Consider the following 21,629-nt stretch of genomic DNA (forward strand, 5'->3'; position numbering starts at 1 on the left):
TAAGCAATAAACGAGGAAATGGGCATGACCCTCAAAGATGTGATTGAACTTGTTAACCAAATGGTTGAGCAACATCGGGTAGGCGTTGGAGATCGACCAGATATTACCCCGGTGGCATGGAATGGAATCAATATGACAGTCGAAGAAGCAAAACTGGTTATCGGAGGGCTTGAGGCTGCAAAAGTGAGGTATCAAAAAGCAATGAATAACACTCAGACAGGAGGAGACATCACTAAGCTAGCCTCTAGCGGAGCAGGATTGGCTGCAATAGTGACAGGTGCGGCTTTAACCCTATTTACTCCTACGGCAATCGCTGGTGCAATCATACTCGTATCAGGTATTGGTGCAGCAGGAGTTGGCAAAGTGGTTGGCGCATGGTATTAAGGATATTGGTACGAGTAGCAACGTGCAAGCAATCCAGCAAATAGATGCTTATATTAATTCTATAAAAAATGCAATTATTGCTTCAATTTAGACTGATTAAACTATGTGATTTGACATTTTATGGTGCAAGTCACAGATCGCCATGCTCCTAACTAAGCAATTCTTCATACTCTGCTACTGCCTCGCGTATTTGAACCTGTTAACGAGAGTAAGCATGAAATAAGGTATTTCCCCTACACCTTTTTTCAAGTTAGACTCCCACGGGCAAATAGCCCACAATGCTCGTCATGAAAATTTGACTCTTCCTACACCCCTACACCCTCACACCCCCACACCCTTTTTCAAGCCAGTCGGGAATTATTTCTTTATCGATTGAAATTACCTATGTGTATTAGCGTGCGTTACGGATCATCCTAACGTACTTAATTGTTTTGTTACATTAATGAAAAAACTTTTCGATGTGTAACAAAAACTATAAATTTTCTTGAGATGATAGATAAAGTTAATTTAAATACACATAAACAACACCATTGTAAGTAATTTCATCAATATAGGAAAAAAGAATATGCCCTCTCCCCAGCACTACCAGGAAAATACCCCAGAAGCGGTAACTTTTAAACAGCTACAGCAACTTCAAAAACAGGTAAAACAACCAAAGTGTAGAGTGCGTTCTTCTGGTTGGGTAGTAAGGCGGCTCCTGCGAGTGCTGAGTCAACCTTTTCGGATCATTTTTCGTCCAAAAGTTATCGATTTTGGTGCGATCGCCACAGTTGTCCCCAGCCAAACTTATCAGTTAGGGGAATTTACGATCAATTGGCAGGGTGCTGATACACAAAAGCCGTACCTGTACATCAATCATGCAGACAATCCATCAAAGATAGTATGGCACACACCTGCTGGTCAGAACTTTATCGCTGGGGCAAAAGTATACCTAGAAATTATTGAGGAACGGGGTTCGGTAGAGATTGATGAAAATAGAAAGTCCCAATTTCCCAATCAAACAGTAGATCGGATTGAGGAAGCAGGAGATTTTCTGGTAATTTTTGGTCGTCTCCAGGAATCACGTTCTCAAGGTGAGAGCGCTCAGTACGCACTTTACTTCCGTACTTCTGCCTCCAATCAACTCGATTTTTACCTGCATATCATTGGCGATGACATAAATCTGGCTCAATTGCGATTTGCTACATCGGCTGACGAACACTTTTACGGCTTCGGCGAGCAATTTTCTCGAATTGATTGCAAAGGTTATGAAGTGCGAATTGTGACCGAAGAAGGGGGAATCGGTCGTGGAGATCCCGGCCCCAAAACCCTGAATTTGCTGGGGGTGGCAGGTACAATGTTCTCTAGCTACGCTCCAGCACCTCATTTTATTACCAGCAAAATGCGATCGCTGTTTCTGATGAATACCGAACCCTCTGTATTCGATTTACGAGAGAAAGAAACAGCCAGCGTCAGAATTTTTTCCAACCGGATGCAGGGGCGAATTCTTGCTGGTGAGACTCCATTAGAGTTGATAGAACTGTATAGTGCGCACACGGGAAGGATGCCCCCTCTTCCCGACTGGGTGAACTATGGTGCCATTGTTGGGATGCAGGGTGGTTCTCGGTTAGTGCGATCTGTCTGGGAAAAGCTACGCGCTCTCAACACTCCTATTGCTGGTTTTTGGTTGCAAGATTGGGTAGGGCAACGCAAAACTGCGGTTGGCAAACAACTGTGGTGGAATTGGCAGTTAGATGAAAATACTTATCCTCACTGGAAAGAATTGGTAGCCGATTTAGCGCAGGAAGGAATTAGAGTCGGTGTGTATATCAACCCTTTTTTAGTCAATCCTCCTTCCGAACAAATTCAAGGTAGACGTAACCTTTACCAAGAAGCAGAAGAACAAGATTTTTTGGTTAAGGATGAAGCTGGAGAGATTTATCTTGTGGATAATACTGATTTTGCTGCTGCTCTTGTTGACTTAAGTAACCCTAATGCCCGTGAATGGTTTAAAAGCCTGATTAAGGAAGAGATACTAGGCAACGGTGCAAAATTTTGGATGGCAGACTTCGCCGAAGCAGCACAATTTGACGGTAAATTTTATTCTCAAGAATCAGGACTTAGCTACCACAATCAGTATGTAGTTGACTGGGCGCAAGTAAATCGAGAGGCGATCGCAGAAGCTGGTAAAGAAGGCGAGGCATGGTTTTTCAATCGCGCCGGTTACCTCAAAACTCCTCTTTTTAGTACAGCTATGTGGTTGGGCGATCAAAATGTCACCTGGAAAGAAAACGACGGTATGCCTAGCGCCCTGAAAGGATTAATTAGTGGTGGGATATCCGGGTTTAGCATTAACCACAGTGATATTGGTGGCTACACCAGTATTGCCTATCCAATTTTGCTCGCTTTTGGCATAGGTTTCAAACGTTCTCAGGAACTCCTCTTCCGATGGATGGAGATGAACGCCTTTAGTCCAATATTTCGTACTCACGAAGGTAATCAGCCCGATGCCAACGTTCAGTTTTATACTAATGATGAAACACTAGCAACTTTCAGTTATTGGGCAAAAATTTATGCGGCGTTTGCTGGATATAGGAAAAAATTAATGGCAGAAGCAGCAACAACAGGATATCCGCTCGTTCGCCATCTATTTTTACACTATCCCGATGACCCCAATACTTACAAAATCGAAGATAAGTTTTTACTGGGAAGTGAGTTTTTAATTGCACCAGTTTTAAAGCCGGGCGCGACTAGTGTTAATGTTTATTTGCCCATTGGTAAATGGGTTCACCTGTGGAGTGGCAATACTTACGGTAATGCAGCTCAAGGCATGTATCAGCAGATAGATGCTCCTGTTGGGCAGCCGCCTGTATTCTACCGTCAGGGTTCACCTGATGCTCAGGTAGTTTTGGAAGCGTTGAAGGAGAAGGGTTTACTAAATTAAGGCAGAAGTACGTATGCAGGAGGCAGAAGGTAATTAAGAAGAATTTTAAACTAACTCTTTATTATACGGTGATAGAAGTTTTGCAGGTTAGACTCTCAAATCCTTATTTGAGGTGGAACTTGAAGGCTTTCATAAAAGCTTTTTCTTTCCCTTCTGCCGTCTGCCTATAATTAACAGTCTTCTCAAAAGTAGCCATTGTGAACATTGAACTACAGCTTTTGAATTTCCGAGAAATTATACTAACTCAGCAGTTAGTTTTTGCACAGATATTTCAACCTATCACCGATCCAGTTGCCATTTTCCTAATTATTCTGGCAATTATGCTTGTCACGCCTCTACTATTTGAGCGCTTCAAGTTGCCAGGAATTATCGGCTTAATTTTAGCAGGGATACTTGTCGGGCCTCATGGTTTGGGTTTGCTAGAACGAGACAAAACAATTGAGTTGCTTGGCACGGTAGGGTTGCTGTTTTTGATGTTTCTTGGGGGCTTAGAAACCAGTTTAGATGATCTTAAACGCAACGCCAATAAAGCCTTAACCTTTGGAATGGCAACGTTTTTGATTCCAATGGTTATAGGCACAGCAGCAATGTTGCCTCTAGGATATAGCTTTTTAGCCTCGGTGTTGGTAGCGTCTTGTTTTGCTTCCCATACGCTGTTGGCTTTACCTGTTCTGTCTAAGCTTGGGATTATGCGTAATCAGGTTGTCACCGCCACTTTAGGAGGAACCCTGATTACGAATGTGCTAGCACTGTTGGTGCTAGCAATTGTTGTCAAAGCCAACCAAGGTAATCTCACACTCAACTTCTGGCTATTTTTGATTCCATCTCTAGCAATCTATACCTTTGCTACTCTCTGGGGAGTGCCAAATTTAGGTCGTTGGTTTTTTCGTCGCTTCGGACATGATGAGGGGGCAGAATTTTTGTTTGTATTAGCGGCTCTATTTATTGTCTCTTATCTTGCCAAGTTAATTGAAATTGAGCCAATTGTTGGAGCATTCTTAGCCGGAGTAGCGATTACTCAACTCATTCCCCAGATGAGTCCGTTGATGAATCGAATTCAGTTCATTGGCAATACGTTGTTTGTGCCTATTTTCCTCATTTCTGTGGGAATGTTGGTAAACCCTCTTATCCTCATCCAAGATGCCCGTGGTATCTTAGTTGCTGTTGTGATGATTGGGGCAGAATTCGCTAGCAAATTTTTAGCAGCTTGGGGTACAGCCAAGGTATTTAATTGGAAAATCCCCAGCACGATGGTGATGTTTGGGCTTTCTGTTGCCCAAGCCGCTTCCACACTAGCAGCCATTACAGTTGCCTTTAACATCAAGCTAGTTGATGAATTAACTGTCAATGGAATTATCGCGATGATACTGGTAAGCTGTATTGCTTCCCCGTGGATTGTGGAGCGTTGGGGAGGAAGAATTCAGCAGGAGCCTGCCCATGCTGCAAGTTCTAAAACAGAAGACTTGGAACATTCGGCAGCGTTCAGTAATTTGGCAAATCGTGTTTTAGTTCCTGTTGCTAACCCCAGTACAGAAGATAACCTCCTCAATTTGGCTATTATCCTCACTAAACAAGGCAACGGCACTTTATTACCACTACACGTTATTATTTCAGATAAACATGGCTCTGTAGGTATAACAGCAAAGACGCAACAAAAACGGCTGTTAGACACTGCTGAAACTCTTGCCCACGCTGCTGTTACTCGTGTTGAACCTATCGGCAGGATTGATGATTCTATTGATTTAGGCATTTTGCGAGCAGCCCAAGAAAGAGATGCTAGTTTAGTAATTTGTGGTTGGAAGGGTTACTCTACATATCGAGAAAACTTCTTCGGTGGTGTAATCGATAACATTGTCCGGCGTTCAACAGCACCCGTACTTATCACTCGCTTTGCCCAGCCAATTGAGAATACCCAAAGAGTATTGTTAGCTATCACTGACCACAGAGTTTCTGCTTCTACGCTCCGCCAAACTCTAAGCTTGGCTAAAATCCTTTCAGAAGCACTCAAGGCTCCCTTAGAAGTTTTACAGGTATTTGCCGAACCAAAAGAATATTTACCCAATTTAGAATCATTGGTAGCCGACACTGAAATTTCTATCCAAAAAGTGCGAGGAAATTCAGTCAGGAAAATCTCAGAATTACTCAAAGCCAATGATTTATTGGTTTTGCTTGAAAGTACTCATCGCTTCGGTCAACCAGCCTTGGGAAAAGAACCGGAAGCGATCGCTCGCAATCATCCAGAAACTTCGATCACAATCGTACATTTTCCAGAACGATCAGGCACACCAGCATCATGATGTGCCTTGGGAATGTAAGTTATATTATATGCTGGTTATTAACTTGCTAAATAGCCAACATTGGTTAATCCTAAGTAGGCACCAACACCAATTAAATGACCGGCAGCCATTGCAGCCAGAAATGTAGCGACGCTGGGATTATTGAACACTGATGGGAAGGGTAAAGGCATTTTCGGCCCTACATGAGGATACCAAACCACACGGGGAATGATAAAAAGACATAATAGACAAGCACCAATGATAATTACTGGCTGCGCCAAGCTCCATCCCATGCCAGTGTAGGGAACAGTAGATTGAACTGCAAATAGAATTGCTGAAATCATGTTTACTTCTCCTGCATACATCAATTGAGTTAGCTATAAAAATGCGACGCGATCACCTTTTTATAACCACGTCTATGCTCTATCTGATTTAGCAACTGCATCCTCCTTCTACAGGTAGGTTAAAACTCTTCCCGTGGTTAGGAGGATGGCAGGAGAAATACTTGAATCAGAGCGTTAGATTAAACGTCTCTACTCAAAACTAAATACTACCGATATTAGTCAGCCCTAAAACAATACCAACGCCAATTAAATGACCGAAAGCCATTGCCGCAATGAATGCAGGAACACTCAAAGGCAGCCCAGGTAATTTAGGGCCAACTTGAGGGCGCTCAATTCTGGTAGTCAGTAAAACTGCTACTATACAGCTAACACTGATAATGATTCCCACTGTGGGATTCCACGCTGGTGTAGCAGGAACAGTGGGTTGGGCTGCTAGTAAAATTGAAGAAATCAAACTCGTATCTCCTCAAAAAAATATTGACATAGACCACAAAAATTATAGAATTGCCAGCGACACAGAAACTCTGAAATTTTTATTTTATGCGGGTTAAGATTTGCGGCATTACAAAACCGGAACAAGGTAAAGCGATCGCTTCTTTTGGCGCAACGGCTTTAGGATTTATCTGTGTTGCTACCTCACTCCGCTACGTACAATTAGAACAAATTCAAGCAGTAGTGGCACTTTTACCCGACACAATTGACAAAATTGGTGTATTTGCTAATACTAGTCTTGAGGAAATTACACAGATAGTCACCAATTCTGGGCTAACTGGTGTTCAATTGCACGCAGACGAATCACCAGAATTTTGCCAAAAGTTACGTGAAAATTTGCCCGATGTAGAAATTATTAAAGCTATCAGGATACGTAATGCCAGAGATTTTGACAAAGCAATTATCTATAGTGCTTGTGTAGATACACTACTACTTGATGCTTATCATCCCCAGCAACTAGGTGGCACAGGTAAAACTTTAGATTGGCAAATGTTACAGCAATTTAACCCCAGTTGTCCTTGGTTTTTAGCTGGGGGACTAACGCCCGATAATGTTTTAGAAGCCCTCAAGCAAGTTCATCCCGGTGGCATTGATTTATCTAGTGGTGTAGAACATACCCCTGGAGACAAAGATTTAGATAAGGTGGCTAGGTTGTTTGAGAGGCTAGGGGCTAGAGGCTAGAATAATATACAACCTTGACTAAATACTTGATTACTAGTCCCTAGTCCCTAATCCCTAGTCCCTAAAATATTGCTGCTTGATGACGAATTAAGTTGAAGAATTCTTCGCGGGTTTTTTGCTCTTCTTGAAAAACACCCACCATAGCACTGGTAACAGTCCAGGAACCGGGTTTTTGTACACCGCGCATCACCATGCACATATGGGTGGCTTCCATCACAACTGCAACGCCTTGTGGTTCTAAAATTTCCTGAATGGCTTCAGCTATTTGCCGAGTTAATCTCTCTTGCACTTGTAAGCGACGAGAGTACATTTCCACAATTCGAGCCAGTTTACTTAATCCTACCACTTTTTGGTTGGGAATATAAGCAACATGAGCTTTGCCCATAAACGGTAACATATGGTGTTCGCACAAACTGAAGACGTTGATATCTCGAACGAGCACCATCTCGTTGTGTCCTTCATCAAAAATAGCACCATTGACAAGTTCTTCCAAAGACTGGTTATAGCCACTGGTTAGAAACCGCAGTGCCTCTGCCACTCGCTTAGGGGTTTTCAAGAGTCCCTCGCGTTCCGGATCTTCTCCTACACCCACCAGTAGCTTCCTGACGGCATCTATCATCTCCTCGATTGGTTCCTCCTCCACAGAGGGATGTAATTCTGCTGGATGCCCATCGTGAGTGTTGCGATCTGGTCTGGTAGTTATGGCATCGGTTAAGTCGGGAATCAATGGAGATTGAAAGCGATTGGAACCGTTGGAACGAGCTATAGTCATGGTATAAGTCTTGAATAGGTTTTAAAGTCGATGACTGGGCGTTTAAAGAGTGCCGGCACTGGGCATTACTGTTAACTCATCAATTACTGCCTGCTGTGGTAGCAATGCAGCATATACAATCGATTGAGCGACTATTTCTGGAGTTAACATTTTTGAGCGGTCAAAGTTGACGTTTACAGTTTCTTGATCCCAAAGTTCGGTATTGACAGCACCAGGACAAACAGTAGTAACGCGGATGCCGTGGGGACGTTCTTCTTGTGCCAAGGTTTGAGAAAGAGCAATTAAACCAGCTTTACTAACACAGTAGGCTCCCCATCCAGGAAAAGCTTGTTTGCCTGCTATTGACGCAACGTTAATGATCGTACCTCTGTTGCGATCGCGCATTCCCGGCAGAACTCCCATAATACACTGAAACACACTGGTAAGATTTAAATCCATCACCTGCTGCCAATCAGATAAGGAAGTTTCACTTAAGCTTGCGGTGTAACCTATACCGGCGTTGTTTACCAAAATATCTATATCCCCAAAGTCACGGTTGATATTTTGTATTTTTTCTTGAATTTGGGATACACAAGCTAGATCCAAAGAATAAGCTTTCGCTTTTACTCCTGCGTGCCTAGCTGCTTGTGCTGTTGCTTCTAACTTGTCAACAGAACGACCAATTAGAGCTACATCTACCCCTGCTTTAGCAAAAGCCAAAGCAGTTGCTTTGCCAATCCCACTACTTGCCCCTGTTATTAGGGCGCGTTGTTTTTGCTCAAAACTCATGCTCTTTTCCAATTTTTGGCAGACGAAACTGCATCGCCATAGCTTTATACTCAAACTTCTCGATTTGCTGCTCTAGATTAAGCAAACCTTAAAATTAGATTAATTTGCTTGGACAAGTGCTAAACTCCATAGCCAAGGTGGGAATACTATAGGATACAACTAATTAAGCTTTTCCAAGACTCATATAAGAATGTATGTCTTGGAAGCAAGGTTGCGCCCGTGGTTTTCTCATAAATACATTACAAATCACTCGTTAATTTGAGTCGATTTGCAAAAATTGCAAACGCCTATGACTCTTAAAGATTGTTAAAAATCTTTACAGTGCCACAGGCAATTATAGCATTGCTAATATGCTAATCAATAGTTTTGAATGCTATCAGTGAGCAACTTCAGTAAAAACACCCATTTTGCGGAATTTCTCGTACCGGAGTTGGCGACGTTCTGTAGGAGTTAAGCGCCCTAGTTCCTCCAAGTTGTCTAACAAAGCACTTTTGAGAGCTTGAGCAGCTTTGAGTGGTTCGGAATGAGCACCACCAATAGGTTCAGACAATATCTGATCGATAATGCCTAAGTTTTTCAAATCATAGGAAGTCATTTTCAAGACTGCTGCTGCTTGCGGAGCTTTGCTAGCGTCCTTCCACAAAATAGCTGCACAAGCTTCCGGAGTAATGACGGTATAAACGGAGTGTTCAAACATCAAAACGCGATCGCCGACTCCAATACCTAAGGCTCCCCCAGATCCGCCTTCACCAATCACTGTGCAAATAATTGGTACATCTAAGCAAAACATCTCGCGCAGATTGTAGGCGATCGCTTCTCCTGCGCCTTGTCTTTCAGCGACTACTGTGGGTAAAGCTCCAGGTGTGTCAATAAAAGTCAAAATAGGCATCCCGAACTTATTGGCGTGTTCCATTAACCGCATTGCCTTGCGATAACCACCAGGAGTCGCCATCCCAAAGTTACGGGCAATATTATCTTTTGTGTCGCGCCCCTTTTGATGTCCCAACATGACCACAGGTTGTCCTGCCAAGCGAGCCACACCACCAATCAAAGCCGGATCGTCAGAACCATTGCGATCGCCATGCAGCTCAAACCATTCATCAGTGATAGTTTGAATGTAATCTAGAGTACTTGGACGGCGGGGATGACGAGCGACTTGCAGTCGTTGAGACGGAGATAGACTAGTAAAAATTTCCTCACGCAGTTGCATGGCACGTGCTTCCAATTGACGAATTTGACTAGAAACATCGACGCCATTTTCTTCTGCAAGTTTACGGATTTGATCAATCCGGTTTGCAAGTTCTGCCAGTGGCTTTTCAAAATCCAATAGTAGTGGTTTACGCTCAGTAGTTGCCATTTTACTGACTTGTATAGGAGTTGAGTGTTCGAGAGTGGGGAATGGATAGTGGATAGTGGTTAATCGTAAATAATCTACTAACTACTATCTACTAACAAAATTTCTAAACTAGCAGCGGTCTAAAGCCGTGTTTTACCGACACCTGACCTATATGATCCATCTTCTCTACAGTAATCTGATTGCGTCCCCAAGAGAAGTTCGTATACAACTTCTCAAACTCCAATAGCATTGATTCTGCAAAACAAGCAAATAACTGACGCGCCGGAACATCCATATTGACAATTTGCATAATTTTCCAGTCAATATCAAGAGAATGTTCTACAATCCCACCATTGAGGACATAAACACCAGGATGCTGAAGTTTAGTAGCCAGATTTTTCGGGTAGCCTCCATCAATTAGCAAACAAGGTTGCTTTAATGAGTTGGGGTCAATTTCTACACCTTTAGGCATACTAGCAACCCAAACTACAATATCAGCCAGGGGTAGAGCTTCTTCCAAAGCCAGGATTTTCCCACGCCCAAGTTCTGCTTGTAAATTTATGAGTCGTTCCTCGTTACGAGCGATCAATAATAGATCTTTAACATCGGTTCTCGCATCCAACCAACGACAGACAGCACTGCCAATATCTCCGGTTGCACCACAAACAGCAACAGTTGCTTGCGATAGGTTAATTCCTAATTGTTTTGAGGCTTCCTCAACTTGCTTACAGATAATATAAGCTGTATGAGTATTCCCTGTAGTGAAGCGTTCAAATTCCAGTTTGATGTTGCGGACTTGCCGGAACTGCTCTAACTTAAAATTTTCAAAAATAATCGAAGAAAAGCCGCCCAAAGCCGTGATGTCGATTCCGTGCTTTTGAGCATGAGCCATAGCGTTGAGAATTTTACGCGTCGCTGTTTTGATCCGGCGATTTGCCAGCATTTCTGGTAAAAAGCAAGATTCTACATACTTACCTTCGATTTTTTGCCCAGTGACGCTAGTAACGGTAATGTGATCGACTATTTGGGGCGGAGCACTGCACCAAAAATCTAAACCTTGATCAGCATATTCTGGATAGCCTAATTCTCTGGCTACCGACTGCGCGTGTTCTAAACTAGTGAGATGTCCGATGAGACCAAACATGAACTATTCTATTTAGGCGTGAGCTTTGCCAAAAGCGTGGTGGAAGTTGGGAAAGATGCTAACTAACCCTTAAAAATACTACACAAAGCGTAAGATTATCCAGACTGAGAGTAGCTGCTTCTAGGAGGTGAAGGTAAAAGGTAAATGTATAAAGCTTTGTGTTTTCTGCCTTTTACCTTTGCTCTGCAAGCTCTACCTGTTGCAGTAATTACACAGTTCTAAGTCCGTAAGCTGAAAGACGCATGATGTCACGGGTATTGAAGCCAATGTTACTTAAAGCTTCACCGTACTGAATCATAAAGTCTTCTACCAAAGCCTCTTTTTCCATTGCTAAAGTCTCGGCATCTTCTTGAACCTTATTAAGCATTTTCCAGACTATAGGCAAATTTTGACGATTTGCTTCTTCCAATTCAGCTTTGGATTCTTGGAAGTGTTCTTGTAACCAAACTTCACCAAAATTGAGATGAGTGTATTCATCTTTCACTACACCTTCAGTAATTTTGCGGGCGAACGGATCGGCAACAGGAATATAAATGTTGTATGCTGCGATCGCAAAACATTCAATAATTAAAGACTGAATTAGCAAGCAAGTGACAATCTTACCTTCTGCAGCTGCATCACGGAAATTTTGGTGTAGATCGGCAAAAAACTGCTTGGCAAATTCCATATCTGGTGTCACCTGGAGATTACGCCCGCACGCTTCAAATCCTTTTTTGTGGCGACTTTCCATCTTGGAAAGACGAATTAGTTCATCTTGATGTTCTGGCAGCAGTTCAGCTAGTTTGAGATAATTTTCATGGGCTTCTTGCTCCCCTTCAATCACAATTGCGTTAATCCGGCTGTAGGCATCTTTGTAAGTCTCACTGTGGAAATCAATTTCAAATTGCTCTGCTAGCTGCTGCATTTTATTTTCACTCCTGAATGTGTAGAGTATTAGATCCCAAATTTGTATTTAACCCTATGTATGCAGGGCAATAATCATCCCTAAGTTAAAATCTATAGAAGCCAGTAGGAGAGGGTTAATGAACGAGTTATGGAGACTCGTCAACACCTGCACGCTTATTTGCTACAGGGCAAGGAGCATGAAGTAATCAAATAATACGTACCCTTCCAGATTCTGACTTCTTACTTCTGCTTTCCTTCATCCTTTAATTTACTCACTATGGTTTAATTTAACTTAACCAGTACTATGTTATAGATTATCTGTTGCTGGCAGCCTTAGCGTATCTCTTCCGAAAGGAGGTTTACGTCAGTTGCATCAGAAAATGCTTGGATCTCTTTATAATTCATGTCAAAACCAAGCTCAAATCTCAAATATCCTCTCATTTGGAGTCTGGGAGTATTATTGTTAGGGGCCACTGTTGTCCTGCTGCCCCTATGTGTGGTTTTCCTGACATCTTTTGCACCATCTGGGGCAACTCCTACACTTTTCTCCAAAAATAGTTGGTCTTTTGCTAATTACCGCGAGGCATGGCAACGAGGTAAATTTTTGCTGGCGTTTGCTAATTCTACCTTGGTAGCCCTAGCTGTCACAGGCTTTCAGATTATAACTTCGGCATTGGCAGGCTATGCTTTAGCCAGGCTAAAATTTCGCGGACGGCAAGCACTATTACTCATTGTACTGGCAACATTGGTAATTCCCTTTCAATTGTTAGTAATTCCAATATTTTTAGTTTTAAAGTGGGGACACTTAATCAATACTTACTGGGCATTAATTTTTCCAACTGCGGCTAATGGTTTCGGTATTTTCCTGCTGCGGCAGTATTTCTTAACTATCCCAGTAGAATTAGAGGAAGCCGCAGCAATTGATGGGGCAAACCGACTGCAAAGTTTGTGGCGAATCATGTTACCTTTAGCACGCCCAGCCTTGGTAACGTTGTTTTTATTCACCTTTATTGGTGAATGGAATGACTTATTTAAACCATTAGTATTTACCACGCGACCAGAATTAAGGACAGTGCAGCTAGCCCTAGCAGAATTTCAGGAGCAATTTACCAATAATTGGCCCTTACTGATGGCGGCAGTAACTATAGCCACCATACCAGTATTGTTGTTATTTCTTCTCGGTCAGCGTCAGTTGATTCGGGGTATTGCTACAACGGGAATGAAAAATTGAGATTAACTGTATGCCCGAAATTCCTGCCAATTAAACTTATCTCGCCGCACTATGGGAACAACCGACGCTATGTTTAGCTTTCTTCGGTGTGCAATTTCATACTAAGGAAGGACAACGTTTATACCAACAATCTGGTATATAAGAGGAAATGTTCCCCGCCTTAGAAGCCGCTCGTACGGAAGTACTTTTACTCACTTGCCAGATGATGACTGAAGAGGGGCCTGTGAGTATGCAATATTGCGACCATATGCAGATCTAGATAAATGGGCGCGTCATTTGTCTCATAGTTGTTGGTGGCAATGGTTGACGGAGAATGCAGGTAGGGGGTTAGGCTTCTACCATGAAATTTACCAGGTAAAGACAGCAGAAGCCCTTTATAAGCCAGGAATTAAACCCGTCGACCCAGGTGTTTTTTGTTCTTTGCATTCCGTGAAGAATGGAGAGGGAAAATCAAAAGAGCGTCAGCAGTGCTTTGTTAGGGCAGCAAAGGAAGCAGAACGAATTGCCCAACAGAAGTAATTTACTTAATCCGCACTTTGATGCCGTGTGCATCAGCGCGTTCTACGTTGTCGAAGCCAAGATTACTGATGGGGACGATTCCCTTGATCATACCACTCTTGCCGCCTTCGGTAACTTTTACGATACCTAAACCTGGAGTACTACCAGTGGAAACGTGTGGATCGGCGCTCAAGGGATTAGGGCCACGCAGAGAGATGAAAACTAGTTTACCTGATGGAGCAATATCTATCAGGTCAGGAGTCGGATCGTTACTGTATACTCCTACTAAGTCAATCGTATTGACTTGCGTGTTTGAGTTTACAGAAATAACCTCTATCTTGTTTGCAGCGCGATCGCCTACCCACACAAAACGCTGATTCTTTGTAACCACCATTCCGTGAGCATCGCGATCGGGAGTGGTGTTATCAGAAAAGACGACTTTCGGTGTAGGTATGTTGGGTGGATTTAATGGGTTGTAACCCAAAAGGGGAAATTTATATACATCAAACTGCGAAAGATTGCTAGCAGTTCCACCTCCAGAGTTCACGTACATATTGCTCCTAGCTTCAGCACCGCCGCATCCGTTGCCATGCACTGTATTCATGTCATACTCAGCCAAGATTGTCATCGGGCTTGATTTTGGATTGACAACAAACATTCCACCTCCACGCAAGGTAACAAACCCCAGATGACTTGATGAATCGAGAATAGGACAGATGGGTGCATTGTCTGGTCGTACACCTGCTAACTCGCAACCTACTCCATTCGGAGTTGTACAATTGGCTAGATCTATTGTTGCACTAGGATTGAGCGTGTAAATGTTAGTTTTATAATCTGTATCAATTCGTTCTAGTAATTTACCATTTTGATTGGCTACTAAAATGTAGCTGTTGTCTGAAGAAGGATAGGCTGCATGTGCTTGTTGTACTCCACCTGCTCCTTTACTAGTTCTGATGCAGGCAATTGGCTCTCGCTTGGCAGCATCATAAATTACCACATGCCCGCTTGCCACAAATGAAAGAATAGCGTGGCTATTGCTGGAATTAAATAAGAGCATATGTGGTCGAACTGGGTTCGCACCAGTGTTGGCTGAACACATCTGTGCAGTTTTTCCTGCCAAGTCAATCACGCTAGTGGGCTTCACAGATGAGAGATGCTTGCCCATTAAATCGGAACCTTCATAAATATAAATCTTGCCTCCGTGGGAAACTCCAGGAGAATTAGATTGATCCACTAACCAAACTTCAAAATTATCCTTGGCGATCGCCTGCCCATTCCATCCCGACACTACCAAAACTAGCAGTAATCCAAAAATTAACCAATTTCTCATCTTGAACATGGCTTCAATAATTCTATTCAACATTAGAAACTGATGCCAAAGATTTGACACCACAGTTCACATCATTCATCCTTGGATGTGATGTTCTGGAAGTGTAACTTTGGCAATACAAAATTCGAAGACTTTGTCTATTAATACAAGAAAACTCTTGAATAACAATCAGATAGAAAATTTATTTTGATATTCTTTCAATATGCTATTTTGAACACACTCCTAGTTCCAAATTTATATGTAGCTTCTATATCATAGAGTCAACAACTTTATTTTGTCAGAGAGTTATCTACTAATAAATTCATATTTTCTTAGCAGGAATTGACGTTAAAACCAGTCTCGTTCTTTTCTTCCTGACTTGAAATGGTATGTATTTTAGTTATTGAATGTGTTTGCACTCAGTATCTCTAACTTGGGTGAGTAATTTATCTTACGATAACTCTTACCTTATTTTGAATATCAATATCCCATTCTTTCACAATTCTTGATGTTAATTTGCTTTGTGATATAACAATTTAGACACATGAGAGCGTGTATTTTCATCCAGTCTATGTAACACTTTATAAACAATGTTAGTGATTATTATTTTATTTCCTAAATCAAACATTGTCTGAGATTTATCTCCAAAACAGGAAATTTTATCACATATATTACATAAAGCTTTTACTATCATAGAAAGCCTATCTTGAGGAATTTTATTCTCAGTGTAATTTTCAAGCTGTTCTAGAAATACTCTAATTTGCGTAATACCATCAGGCCGTTTTTGATGAACCAATTCTATAAGTTTGTTGCTAAATACTTGAGTATCATCAGCTAAAGTAAGAATGGATTGGAACTGGCTATCGGTTAATTCACCTATTGTTAAATTCAGTCGAAAATAGATAGGAAATATTTCGGGACAGCATATACGAAGTTGCTTACAGTATTCTAATTTTTGCTGTCTGTCGTCACCATTAATATTACCCCAAACGTCTCCTAGTTTTGGAAAAAGCTGCATGAGCAAATATTGTACAGGTTGTTTATCCAACTCGTTGAGTTGAGCTAGCCAAGTATTTACTAAACTTTTAACTTTCTCCTCTGAATAGTTATATTCTATGAAACAGGAAAGTTATTGTATATTTTTTCATAAATGCTGGGGCAAAACAAATGTAGTGATTCTATAGCAATAAAATCAACTGCATTAACTTCTCCTTTTACGATAGGATACATTACTGTCAGAGCATTAGTAAAGCTAACAATATCACTAATATTATTAATAAAGTGGTCTATACCTCGTAAGTAAATATTACCCCAGCGATTTGATTCAAATAGCTCCTCTGGTGTATCAGCCATGATGAAATTCAGCTTTTCAAACAGTAATCTACGTAGCGATGTTTGATCTGGAGTAGGAATTTCAAACGCATATTGGATAATTTTTTCTAGAGAGTCTCCAGTTTCTGCAAGTGCTTTAGCAACTACTGCTTTATTAAAAAATAAAAGATAGACAACATTAGTAAAATGGGGAATTGCTTTGACAATGCGAAAGAGTGTTCTGATATCATCCGCACCAAGTCTATCAATATCGTCAATGGCGATGACTATTCGTCGTGGTTGCTGTGCAACTATCTGTTCAACTTCTTCTTTGATTTCAGATGCTTCTTTCTCTTCCTCATCAAATAACTTTGCTACTGCCTTAGTAGCTTTAGTATAAGGAAGCGGAATTTCCGAAATCACATTCGCAATATCTGCTATTCTCTCTTTCAAGCCTTTCGGTACACTTGTTACTTGACTTAAAACATCTTGTAATTGGTCAAAAAATTGCCTTGTAATGTTTTCATTTCCAGAAAATAACCAAGGATTAAAGTGGACTATGATTGGTTGCTCGTTTTCTGGCTTTTGTTGGAGATAGTTAATGACAAAATTTAGTAACGTAGATTTGCCAGAATTCCAACCACCATACACGGCGATCGCAAATCCTCCTGAAAATTTCATTTTACAGATACTATCTGCAAGATACTGGGCAAAGGATGCATATCCTAGCTTGTCTTGTTCAGGAGTAATCAGGGGATTGTTGGCTGATTGTGAATTTATTTCAGTCTGTGCCATGAGAAACTTCTCCAACTCGTAACGTAATCGTGGCACAGTTAATAGGTGGTGTATTCCCTATCCCAAGATACAATTTTCAACTCCAAGTAGCATTCCACAGTTATGCAAATTGACTGGCAAACTGCCAAAACCTACGAAGACATTCTCTATCACAAAGCCGATGGCATTGCTAAAATCACCATTAACCGTCCACACAAACGCAATGCCTTTCGTCCTAAAACAGTTTTTGAACTTTACGATGCCTTCTGTGATTCCCGCGAAGATACTAGCATAGGTGTAGTTTTATTTACAGGTTATGGGCCGCATACAGACGGTAAATATGCGTTTTGTGCGGGAGGTGACCAAAGTGTACGGGGTAATGCAGGTTATTTAGATGATGACGGCATTCCCCGTTTGAATGTGCTAGATTTACAACGCCTGATCCGAACAATGCCGAAAGTAGTGATTGCCTTGGTAGCTGGTTATGCGATCGGTGGTGGGCATGTTCTTCACTTAATTTGCGATCTCACCATTGCTGCTGACAATGCCATTTTCGGACAGACTGGCCCTAAAGTAGGCAGTTTTGATGGTGGTTTTGGAGCTAGTTATCTCGCTCGTATAGTTGGACAAAAAAAGGCACGAGAAATTTGGTTTCTCTGTCGCCAGTACGACGCTAAACAAGCACTAGAAATGGGCTTAGTTAACTGCGTTGTGCCAGTAGAACAATTAGAGGCAGAAGGTATCCAGTGGGGAAAAGAGATTTTAGAAAAAAGTCCAATTGCGATTCGTTGTCTAAAAGCAGCATTTAATGCTGACTGTGACGGGCAAGCTGGTTTACAAGAGCTTGCTGGTAATGCCACTTTACTTTATTACATGACAGAAGAAGGAGTCGAGGGTAAACAAGCATTTTTGGAAAAACGTCCACCTAATTTTCGTCAGTATCCTTGGTTACCCTAAAATTGCAAAAATCGCTCCTTAATATCGAGGAGCGATTCTTAAATATTAAGGTCATTTATAGACCTATACAGTTCCACATCTACTTAGCGGGGAGTATTCACGCTTATGTTAATAAAAGTTAAAAGTAAATTTTCTTTTAGACTGCCTGCAAAGAAATTTTTTAATAACTAACAACTCTCTGTGCTGCTTCGGTTTCCAAATGCCAAATGTAAAAAGTTGTCTCTCAAAAATTCTTGGTTTCATTTTTTTGGTTTAGATGAAATTCACCCTGACGATGCATTTGAACACTATACAAATTTTATTTTTGTAATTTAACTGCCCTTGGTCTAAACCACACAGCTAACTTATTACTACTTTTGCTTTTGGCTGTTCAGTAGTATTGCTAACTGTTCCTTCAATTGAAGCAATAACTACTTTCTTGATCTCTGAAGGGATCGCTGGGGTGGCATCTGGCAAATTCCAAACATCTTCCAAACTTTCCCATGAGGGAGCAAAGGGCGGAAGTGATAGAGAGCAAGCCTTCCAATTAGCTTGAACTGGCGCTCCTAACTGCTGACACATACCACCACGACGACCCTCTGGCTGATAGTAGCGACAATATCTACAAGCAGAAGTTAAGTCTTTAATATTTTTCATAATATATTGCCTTTTACGGCTCATTTACATAATCTAATTTTGCATCTAGATATAAATACTGATAAGAGCCAAAAAGCATATTTTTATCTAGGTTATAGCGATCCCTAAGAAATAATTTGCTTTAGAATCTTTTTAGCTTTGTGTTATATATTTCAATTATTTTAGTTAACATTACGATACATATACTTCCAAAGTTAGACTCTAATGACTTTTGACTTAAAATTGCTAGGGATCAAGGTTAAAAACTAAGCTCTCAATTCCTTTTAATCTTCTAATCTTAGCAAAAGATATACATAAGAGCATAAAGGCAATCGTATATTCTGCCATATTAAGTCTTAGAAAAAAGGTAGCCTGTGTAACGTTTGAATGACAAAAATTTCTATCCAATGGGAGAAGAATGTGCTTAAGAATAAATTAGCTAATAAAGTTTCGTTCAACTATTGAGCTATGACCGAAATAAAGAAATAGTTTATGAACCTCCTACTTGTGTATAAGTACCTTTAGGGCAAGCTGATAATCAGGCTAGTAAAATTACTAGATATAGATGCCTTGAACTATTCTAGTGGCCTTGTTATACTATTTAACTTTTTGAGTGATTCATATTCAACCCCTCCCAACCTCCCCTTACTAAGGGGAGGTGCCATAGGCGGTGGGGTACATCCATATCAGCCTTTTCGTGAAATAGTATTAGCACTAGGCTTAACCTAACTAAACTAAATGCAAATAAAAATAATGTGAATCCAGAAAATCAACAATTATAGTTGTAACAAAAATTACAGTTAAGAGTCAAAAGTATTTGAAAACTTTTTAGCAGCACACAGACAACAGACTTGCCAACGTTGTAGTTCCCCAGGAGGAGTAGGACATTGACATTGAGGACACAAGGGTAAGTGATGCGATCGCGCTTGTACAGTTTTTGCCCAATCAGCAAACGCTGTATTTGCGTTTTTGGCAGTCAACGGAACCTCAGGGGGCGATGTGATTTCCTCATCCAGGTGACTCGGATGCTGTTGCGGAAGGAGTATTTGTTGATCGGCAATTTCTTTTTTAGAATGCCAATAAGCTGTAGAAAAACGAATATCTAACAAAGGAGTAGGCAGCACTGCATTGACCTTAACAAGCAGACGCTGACGTTCAAAAGTTAGGTTTTGTGTCCAAGCAGCACTAGAAGCAGCCACATACAAGACATCACGTTGTATCGATATTGGGCGAGTATGGGCGGCGATCGCAACTCCGACAATTTCAGCCCAGCAGCAAAGCAAACGCTGGAACGGCTGCTGTTGTAATTTTGTCTGTATTTCTAGACTACCTAAAATATTGTTAACTGAGTTCAAAGACATCCTGGTATGGGCGTGTCAAAATAGCATCTAGATGATGGAATAACCTTATGCTAATTTCACAGTTTTTTAGTACAACTGTATTTTGAAATTTAAATTAAATTATCACCGATTAGCTAACAGTTTTTAGCTAGCCGTTTTTAACTTTACTATTATTCCTAATTTTCGGCAGTCTAAATTTGAGGCAGATAGGCAATGAGTCAAAATCACCTGGAAGATTCGGGTGTACAGTCGTCTAAAACACCTGGCTTGAAGCCAGTTCTAGCAGCAGCACTGGCAAGTTTAGAAGTACAACTAGAGCAAGAGTTAACGCGATATCGACGAACGCGGTTAGCTGCATATAGAACACTCAATCAACCCCGGATGCGTGCTTCAATGAGCAATCAAGCTCAGAAGATAGCTGTTGTGACGACTGCGGGGGTGACAACTCAACCACCACCCATTGGAGAAAATGTTAACGAAATTTCCTTGCCCCAAGTTTCATCCTCCACACCGCCAACAGTTGTAGCAGATATTCATGAGGAATCGCCAAAGTCTGAAAAGGAAAACTTGCCAAGACAGCATACTCTTCAAATCTCCTCTGCATCCACCACAGAAGAAAAACCAACATTGCCAACACCAAATTCTGCCAATATTGTTCCTGCGGCGATCGGGGAAAATAAGAGTGAAGATATTGTCAAGCCGCAAGCTACTCCCAAACCACCAGATGACTATTTAGAATCATCAGAAGCACTGCTGCGGAGTTTGGCACAAGAACAACCCCAAACAACTAAAATTCGCACTTCCAGCGATAGTCTGCTCTCGCCCATAGGTATTGGCTCGATGCTATTGCTATTACTATCGAGTCTTACCCTTGGTTATGTAATGTTTAATCCAAAAAGTTTACCCCAGTTTAGTTTAAATAATTTGTTTCAAAGAAACGCTTCCAACTCAGGGATAAAGACTGAAAATGTAAGCAGCAACACTAAAGCACAGACGCAAGCACCACTCACACCCATACCAAAATATCCTAATTTGGCTAACAACGAATTTTCAGAGGTGAAAACCCCTGATGATGTAGTTGGTTTAGCACCTACAGCCACACCAACTTTAATATCAACACCCAGCCCAGTTGTTACCCAAAACCCCATAGTTTCTCCCACAACCACTGCTCAGGCACCACCGTTGCCGATCGCAACACCCAGCCCAGTTATTACTCCTACAAATACAGCCCAAGTACCACAGCCGACTGCCACAGCCACACCCTCCCCCCAACCAACTCCCACCCCAGAAAAGCTGGATGATGCAGAAATTAAACCGTTGGCGGATGGCTTCTATCATGTGGTCGTTGATAATCAAGGTGACAATAATTTGACTAAAGCACGGCTAGCAGTTCCTGATGCTTATTTGTCACCCGAAAAAAAATTTATTTATCTAGGAGCTTTTAAGACAAAAGAGCAAGTCAAACAACATTTGCAAATGTTAGAGACAAAAGGAATTAAAGCTAGGGTGCAGCAGCCATAACGAGTCAGACGATAAGATACCATGAGGTAAATATCTACTCATAACTTTGCTGCTGACTGGCAAAATAT

20 protein-coding genes are annotated in these 21,629 nt (G+C 41.4%); 8 read left to right on the plus strand and 12 right to left on the minus strand.

Features of this window, described 5'->3' with window-relative positions:
• The first annotated feature begins 24 nt into the window (after window positions 1–24).
• The 3 genes from QUB80_RS27175 to QUB80_RS27185 all read left to right on the plus strand — a co-directional run bounded on the left by QUB80_RS27175 (window position 25) and on the right by QUB80_RS27185 (window position 5,604).
• On the plus strand, window positions 25–384 hold the full coding sequence (locus tag QUB80_RS27175) for a hypothetical protein (protein WP_289792596.1): 360 nt from the start codon (window positions 25–27) through the stop codon (window positions 382–384).
• A gap of 565 nt (window positions 385–949) precedes the next feature.
• Entirely contained in the window at window positions 950–3,307 is a 2,358-nt protein-coding gene (locus QUB80_RS27180) for an alpha-glucosidase (protein ID WP_289792597.1), read from the plus strand.
• 197 nt (window positions 3,308–3,504) lie between these two features.
• A complete protein-coding gene (locus QUB80_RS27185) occupies window positions 3,505–5,604 on the plus strand; it encodes a cation:proton antiporter domain-containing protein (RefSeq protein WP_289792598.1) in 2,100 nt (699 codons plus the stop codon).
• 38 nt (window positions 5,605–5,642) lie between these two features.
• On the opposite strand, the gene QUB80_RS27190 is transcribed toward QUB80_RS27185, so the two are convergent.
• Both QUB80_RS27190 and psaK read right to left on the minus strand, forming a co-directional pair.
• Window positions 5,643–5,927, minus strand: a complete 285-nt coding sequence (locus tag QUB80_RS27190) for a photosystem I reaction center subunit PsaK (protein WP_289792599.1) — start codon at window positions 5,925–5,927, stop codon at window positions 5,643–5,645.
• 199 nt (window positions 5,928–6,126) lie between these two features.
• Window positions 6,127–6,378 carry a photosystem I reaction center subunit PsaK gene (gene psaK / locus QUB80_RS27195; protein ID WP_289792775.1) on the minus strand — a complete coding sequence of 84 codons (252 nt, stop codon included), beginning with the start codon at window positions 6,376–6,378 and terminating at the stop codon, window positions 6,127–6,129.
• 89 nt (window positions 6,379–6,467) lie between these two features.
• Here psaK and QUB80_RS27200 point away from each other — a divergent pair, with 89 nt between their 5' ends.
• Window positions 6,468–7,100, plus strand: coding sequence for a phosphoribosylanthranilate isomerase (locus tag QUB80_RS27200; RefSeq protein WP_289792600.1), 633 nt, complete (start codon window positions 6,468–6,470; stop codon window positions 7,098–7,100).
• A 61-nt stretch (window positions 7,101–7,161) separates the two neighbouring features.
• Here the strand turns inward: QUB80_RS27200 and folE are convergent, their stop codons facing one another.
• From folE to QUB80_RS27225, 5 genes are all read right to left on the minus strand, one after another.
• Window positions 7,162–7,872 (minus strand): GTP cyclohydrolase I FolE, encoded by a 711-nt coding sequence (gene folE / locus QUB80_RS27205; RefSeq protein WP_289792601.1) that lies wholly within the window; start codon window positions 7,870–7,872, stop codon window positions 7,162–7,164.
• Between the two features lie 42 nt (window positions 7,873–7,914).
• Entirely contained in the window at window positions 7,915–8,640 is a 726-nt protein-coding gene (locus QUB80_RS27210) for an SDR family oxidoreductase (RefSeq protein WP_289792602.1), read from the minus strand.
• Between the two features lie 376 nt (window positions 8,641–9,016).
• Window positions 9,017–9,997 (minus strand): acetyl-CoA carboxylase carboxyltransferase subunit alpha, encoded by a 981-nt coding sequence (locus QUB80_RS27215; protein WP_289792603.1) that lies wholly within the window; start codon window positions 9,995–9,997, stop codon window positions 9,017–9,019.
• Between the two features lie 103 nt (window positions 9,998–10,100).
• Window positions 10,101–11,120 (minus strand): long-chain acyl-[acyl-carrier-protein] reductase, encoded by a 1,020-nt coding sequence (locus QUB80_RS27220; protein ID WP_289792604.1) that lies wholly within the window; start codon window positions 11,118–11,120, stop codon window positions 10,101–10,103.
• Between the two features lie 208 nt (window positions 11,121–11,328).
• Window positions 11,329–12,024 (minus strand): aldehyde oxygenase (deformylating), encoded by a 696-nt coding sequence (locus tag QUB80_RS27225; RefSeq protein ID WP_289792605.1) that lies wholly within the window; start codon window positions 12,022–12,024, stop codon window positions 11,329–11,331.
• A 384-nt stretch (window positions 12,025–12,408) separates the two neighbouring features.
• On the opposite strand from QUB80_RS27225, the gene QUB80_RS27230 reads away from it, so the two are divergent.
• Window positions 12,409–13,236: a carbohydrate ABC transporter permease gene (locus tag QUB80_RS27230; protein WP_289792606.1), complete on the plus strand. Its 828-nt coding sequence runs from the start codon at window positions 12,409–12,411 to the stop codon at window positions 13,234–13,236.
• Between the two features lie 237 nt (window positions 13,237–13,473).
• Window positions 13,474–13,755: a monooxygenase family protein gene (locus QUB80_RS27235; RefSeq protein ID WP_289792607.1), complete on the plus strand. Its 282-nt coding sequence runs from the start codon at window positions 13,474–13,476 to the stop codon at window positions 13,753–13,755.
• Between the two features lies 1 nt (window position 13,756).
• On the opposite strand, the gene QUB80_RS27240 is transcribed toward QUB80_RS27235, so the two are convergent.
• The 3 genes from QUB80_RS27240 to QUB80_RS27250 all read right to left on the minus strand — a co-directional run bounded on the left by QUB80_RS27240 (window position 13,757) and on the right by QUB80_RS27250 (window position 17,149).
• Window positions 13,757–15,097 (minus strand): YncE family protein, encoded by a 1,341-nt coding sequence (locus QUB80_RS27240; protein ID WP_289792608.1) that lies wholly within the window; start codon window positions 15,095–15,097, stop codon window positions 13,757–13,759.
• 457 nt (window positions 15,098–15,554) lie between these two features.
• Window positions 15,555–16,091 carry a hypothetical protein gene (locus QUB80_RS27245; RefSeq protein ID WP_289792609.1) on the minus strand — a complete coding sequence of 179 codons (537 nt, stop codon included), beginning with the start codon at window positions 16,089–16,091 and terminating at the stop codon, window positions 15,555–15,557.
• Window positions 16,092–16,156: 65 nt separating this feature from the next.
• Entirely contained in the window at window positions 16,157–17,149 is a 993-nt protein-coding gene (locus tag QUB80_RS27250) for a P-loop NTPase fold protein (RefSeq protein WP_289792610.1), read from the minus strand.
• Window positions 17,150–17,251: 102 nt separating this feature from the next.
• Here QUB80_RS27250 and menB point away from each other — a divergent pair, with 102 nt between their 5' ends.
• Window positions 17,252–18,085 carry a 1,4-dihydroxy-2-naphthoyl-CoA synthase gene (gene menB, locus QUB80_RS27255; RefSeq protein ID WP_289792611.1) on the plus strand — a complete coding sequence of 278 codons (834 nt, stop codon included), beginning with the start codon at window positions 17,252–17,254 and terminating at the stop codon, window positions 18,083–18,085.
• A gap of 339 nt (window positions 18,086–18,424) precedes the next feature.
• Here the strand turns inward: menB and QUB80_RS27260 are convergent, their stop codons facing one another.
• A complete protein-coding gene (locus QUB80_RS27260) occupies window positions 18,425–18,721 on the minus strand; it encodes a hypothetical protein (RefSeq protein ID WP_289792612.1) in 297 nt (98 codons plus the stop codon).
• Between the two features lie 779 nt (window positions 18,722–19,500).
• Window positions 19,501–20,061, minus strand: coding sequence for a DciA family protein (locus tag QUB80_RS27265; protein WP_289792613.1), 561 nt, complete (start codon window positions 20,059–20,061; stop codon window positions 19,501–19,503).
• A 192-nt stretch (window positions 20,062–20,253) separates the two neighbouring features.
• On the opposite strand from QUB80_RS27265, the gene QUB80_RS27270 reads away from it, so the two are divergent.
• Window positions 20,254–21,561 carry a hypothetical protein gene (locus QUB80_RS27270; RefSeq protein WP_289792614.1) on the plus strand — a complete coding sequence of 436 codons (1,308 nt, stop codon included), beginning with the start codon at window positions 20,254–20,256 and terminating at the stop codon, window positions 21,559–21,561.
• Window positions 21,562–21,629: the final 68 nt, after the last annotated feature.

It is taken from the genome of Chlorogloeopsis sp. ULAP01, from assembly GCF_030381805.1.
Lineage (GTDB): Bacteria > Cyanobacteriota > Cyanobacteriia > Cyanobacteriales > Nostocaceae > Chlorogloeopsis.

Bases quoted from the DNA above. Each gene is read 5' to 3' on its own strand.
- QUB80_RS27190 (WP_289792599.1), bottom strand. From the start codon at position 5,927: ATGATTTCAGCAATTCTATTTGCAGTTCAATCTACTGTTCCCTACACT.
- QUB80_RS27250 (WP_289792610.1), bottom strand. From the start codon at position 17,149: ATGGCACAGACTGAAATAAATTCACAATCAGCCAACAATCCCCTGATT.
- QUB80_RS27180 (WP_289792597.1), top strand. From the start codon at position 950: ATGCCCTCTCCCCAGCACTACCAGGAAAATACCCCAGAAGCGGTAACT.
- folE (WP_289792601.1), bottom strand. From the start codon at position 7,872: ATGACTATAGCTCGTTCCAACGGTTCCAATCGCTTTCAATCTCCATTG.
- QUB80_RS27265 (WP_289792613.1), bottom strand. From the start codon at position 20,061: ATGTCTTTGAACTCAGTTAACAATATTTTAGGTAGTCTAGAAATACAG.
- QUB80_RS27270 (WP_289792614.1), top strand. From the start codon at position 20,254: ATGAGTCAAAATCACCTGGAAGATTCGGGTGTACAGTCGTCTAAAACA.
- QUB80_RS27200 (WP_289792600.1), top strand. From the start codon at position 6,468: ATGCGGGTTAAGATTTGCGGCATTACAAAACCGGAACAAGGTAAAGCG.
- QUB80_RS27215 (WP_289792603.1), bottom strand. From the start codon at position 9,997: ATGGCAACTACTGAGCGTAAACCACTACTATTGGATTTTGAAAAGCCA.
- QUB80_RS27175 (WP_289792596.1), top strand. From the start codon at position 25: ATGACCCTCAAAGATGTGATTGAACTTGTTAACCAAATGGTTGAGCAA.
- QUB80_RS27230 (WP_289792606.1), top strand. From the start codon at position 12,409: ATGTCAAAACCAAGCTCAAATCTCAAATATCCTCTCATTTGGAGTCTG.
- menB (WP_289792611.1), top strand. From the start codon at position 17,252: ATGCAAATTGACTGGCAAACTGCCAAAACCTACGAAGACATTCTCTAT.
- QUB80_RS27260 (WP_289792612.1), bottom strand. From the start codon at position 18,721: ATGAAAAATATTAAAGACTTAACTTCTGCTTGTAGATATTGTCGCTAC.
- QUB80_RS27210 (WP_289792602.1), bottom strand. From the start codon at position 8,640: ATGAGTTTTGAGCAAAAACAACGCGCCCTAATAACAGGGGCAAGTAGT.
- QUB80_RS27220 (WP_289792604.1), bottom strand. From the start codon at position 11,120: ATGTTTGGTCTCATCGGACATCTCACTAGTTTAGAACACGCGCAGTCG.
- QUB80_RS27225 (WP_289792605.1), bottom strand. From the start codon at position 12,024: ATGCAGCAGCTAGCAGAGCAATTTGAAATTGATTTCCACAGTGAGACT.
- QUB80_RS27240 (WP_289792608.1), bottom strand. From the start codon at position 15,097: ATGTTGAATAGAATTATTGAAGCCATGTTCAAGATGAGAAATTGGTTA.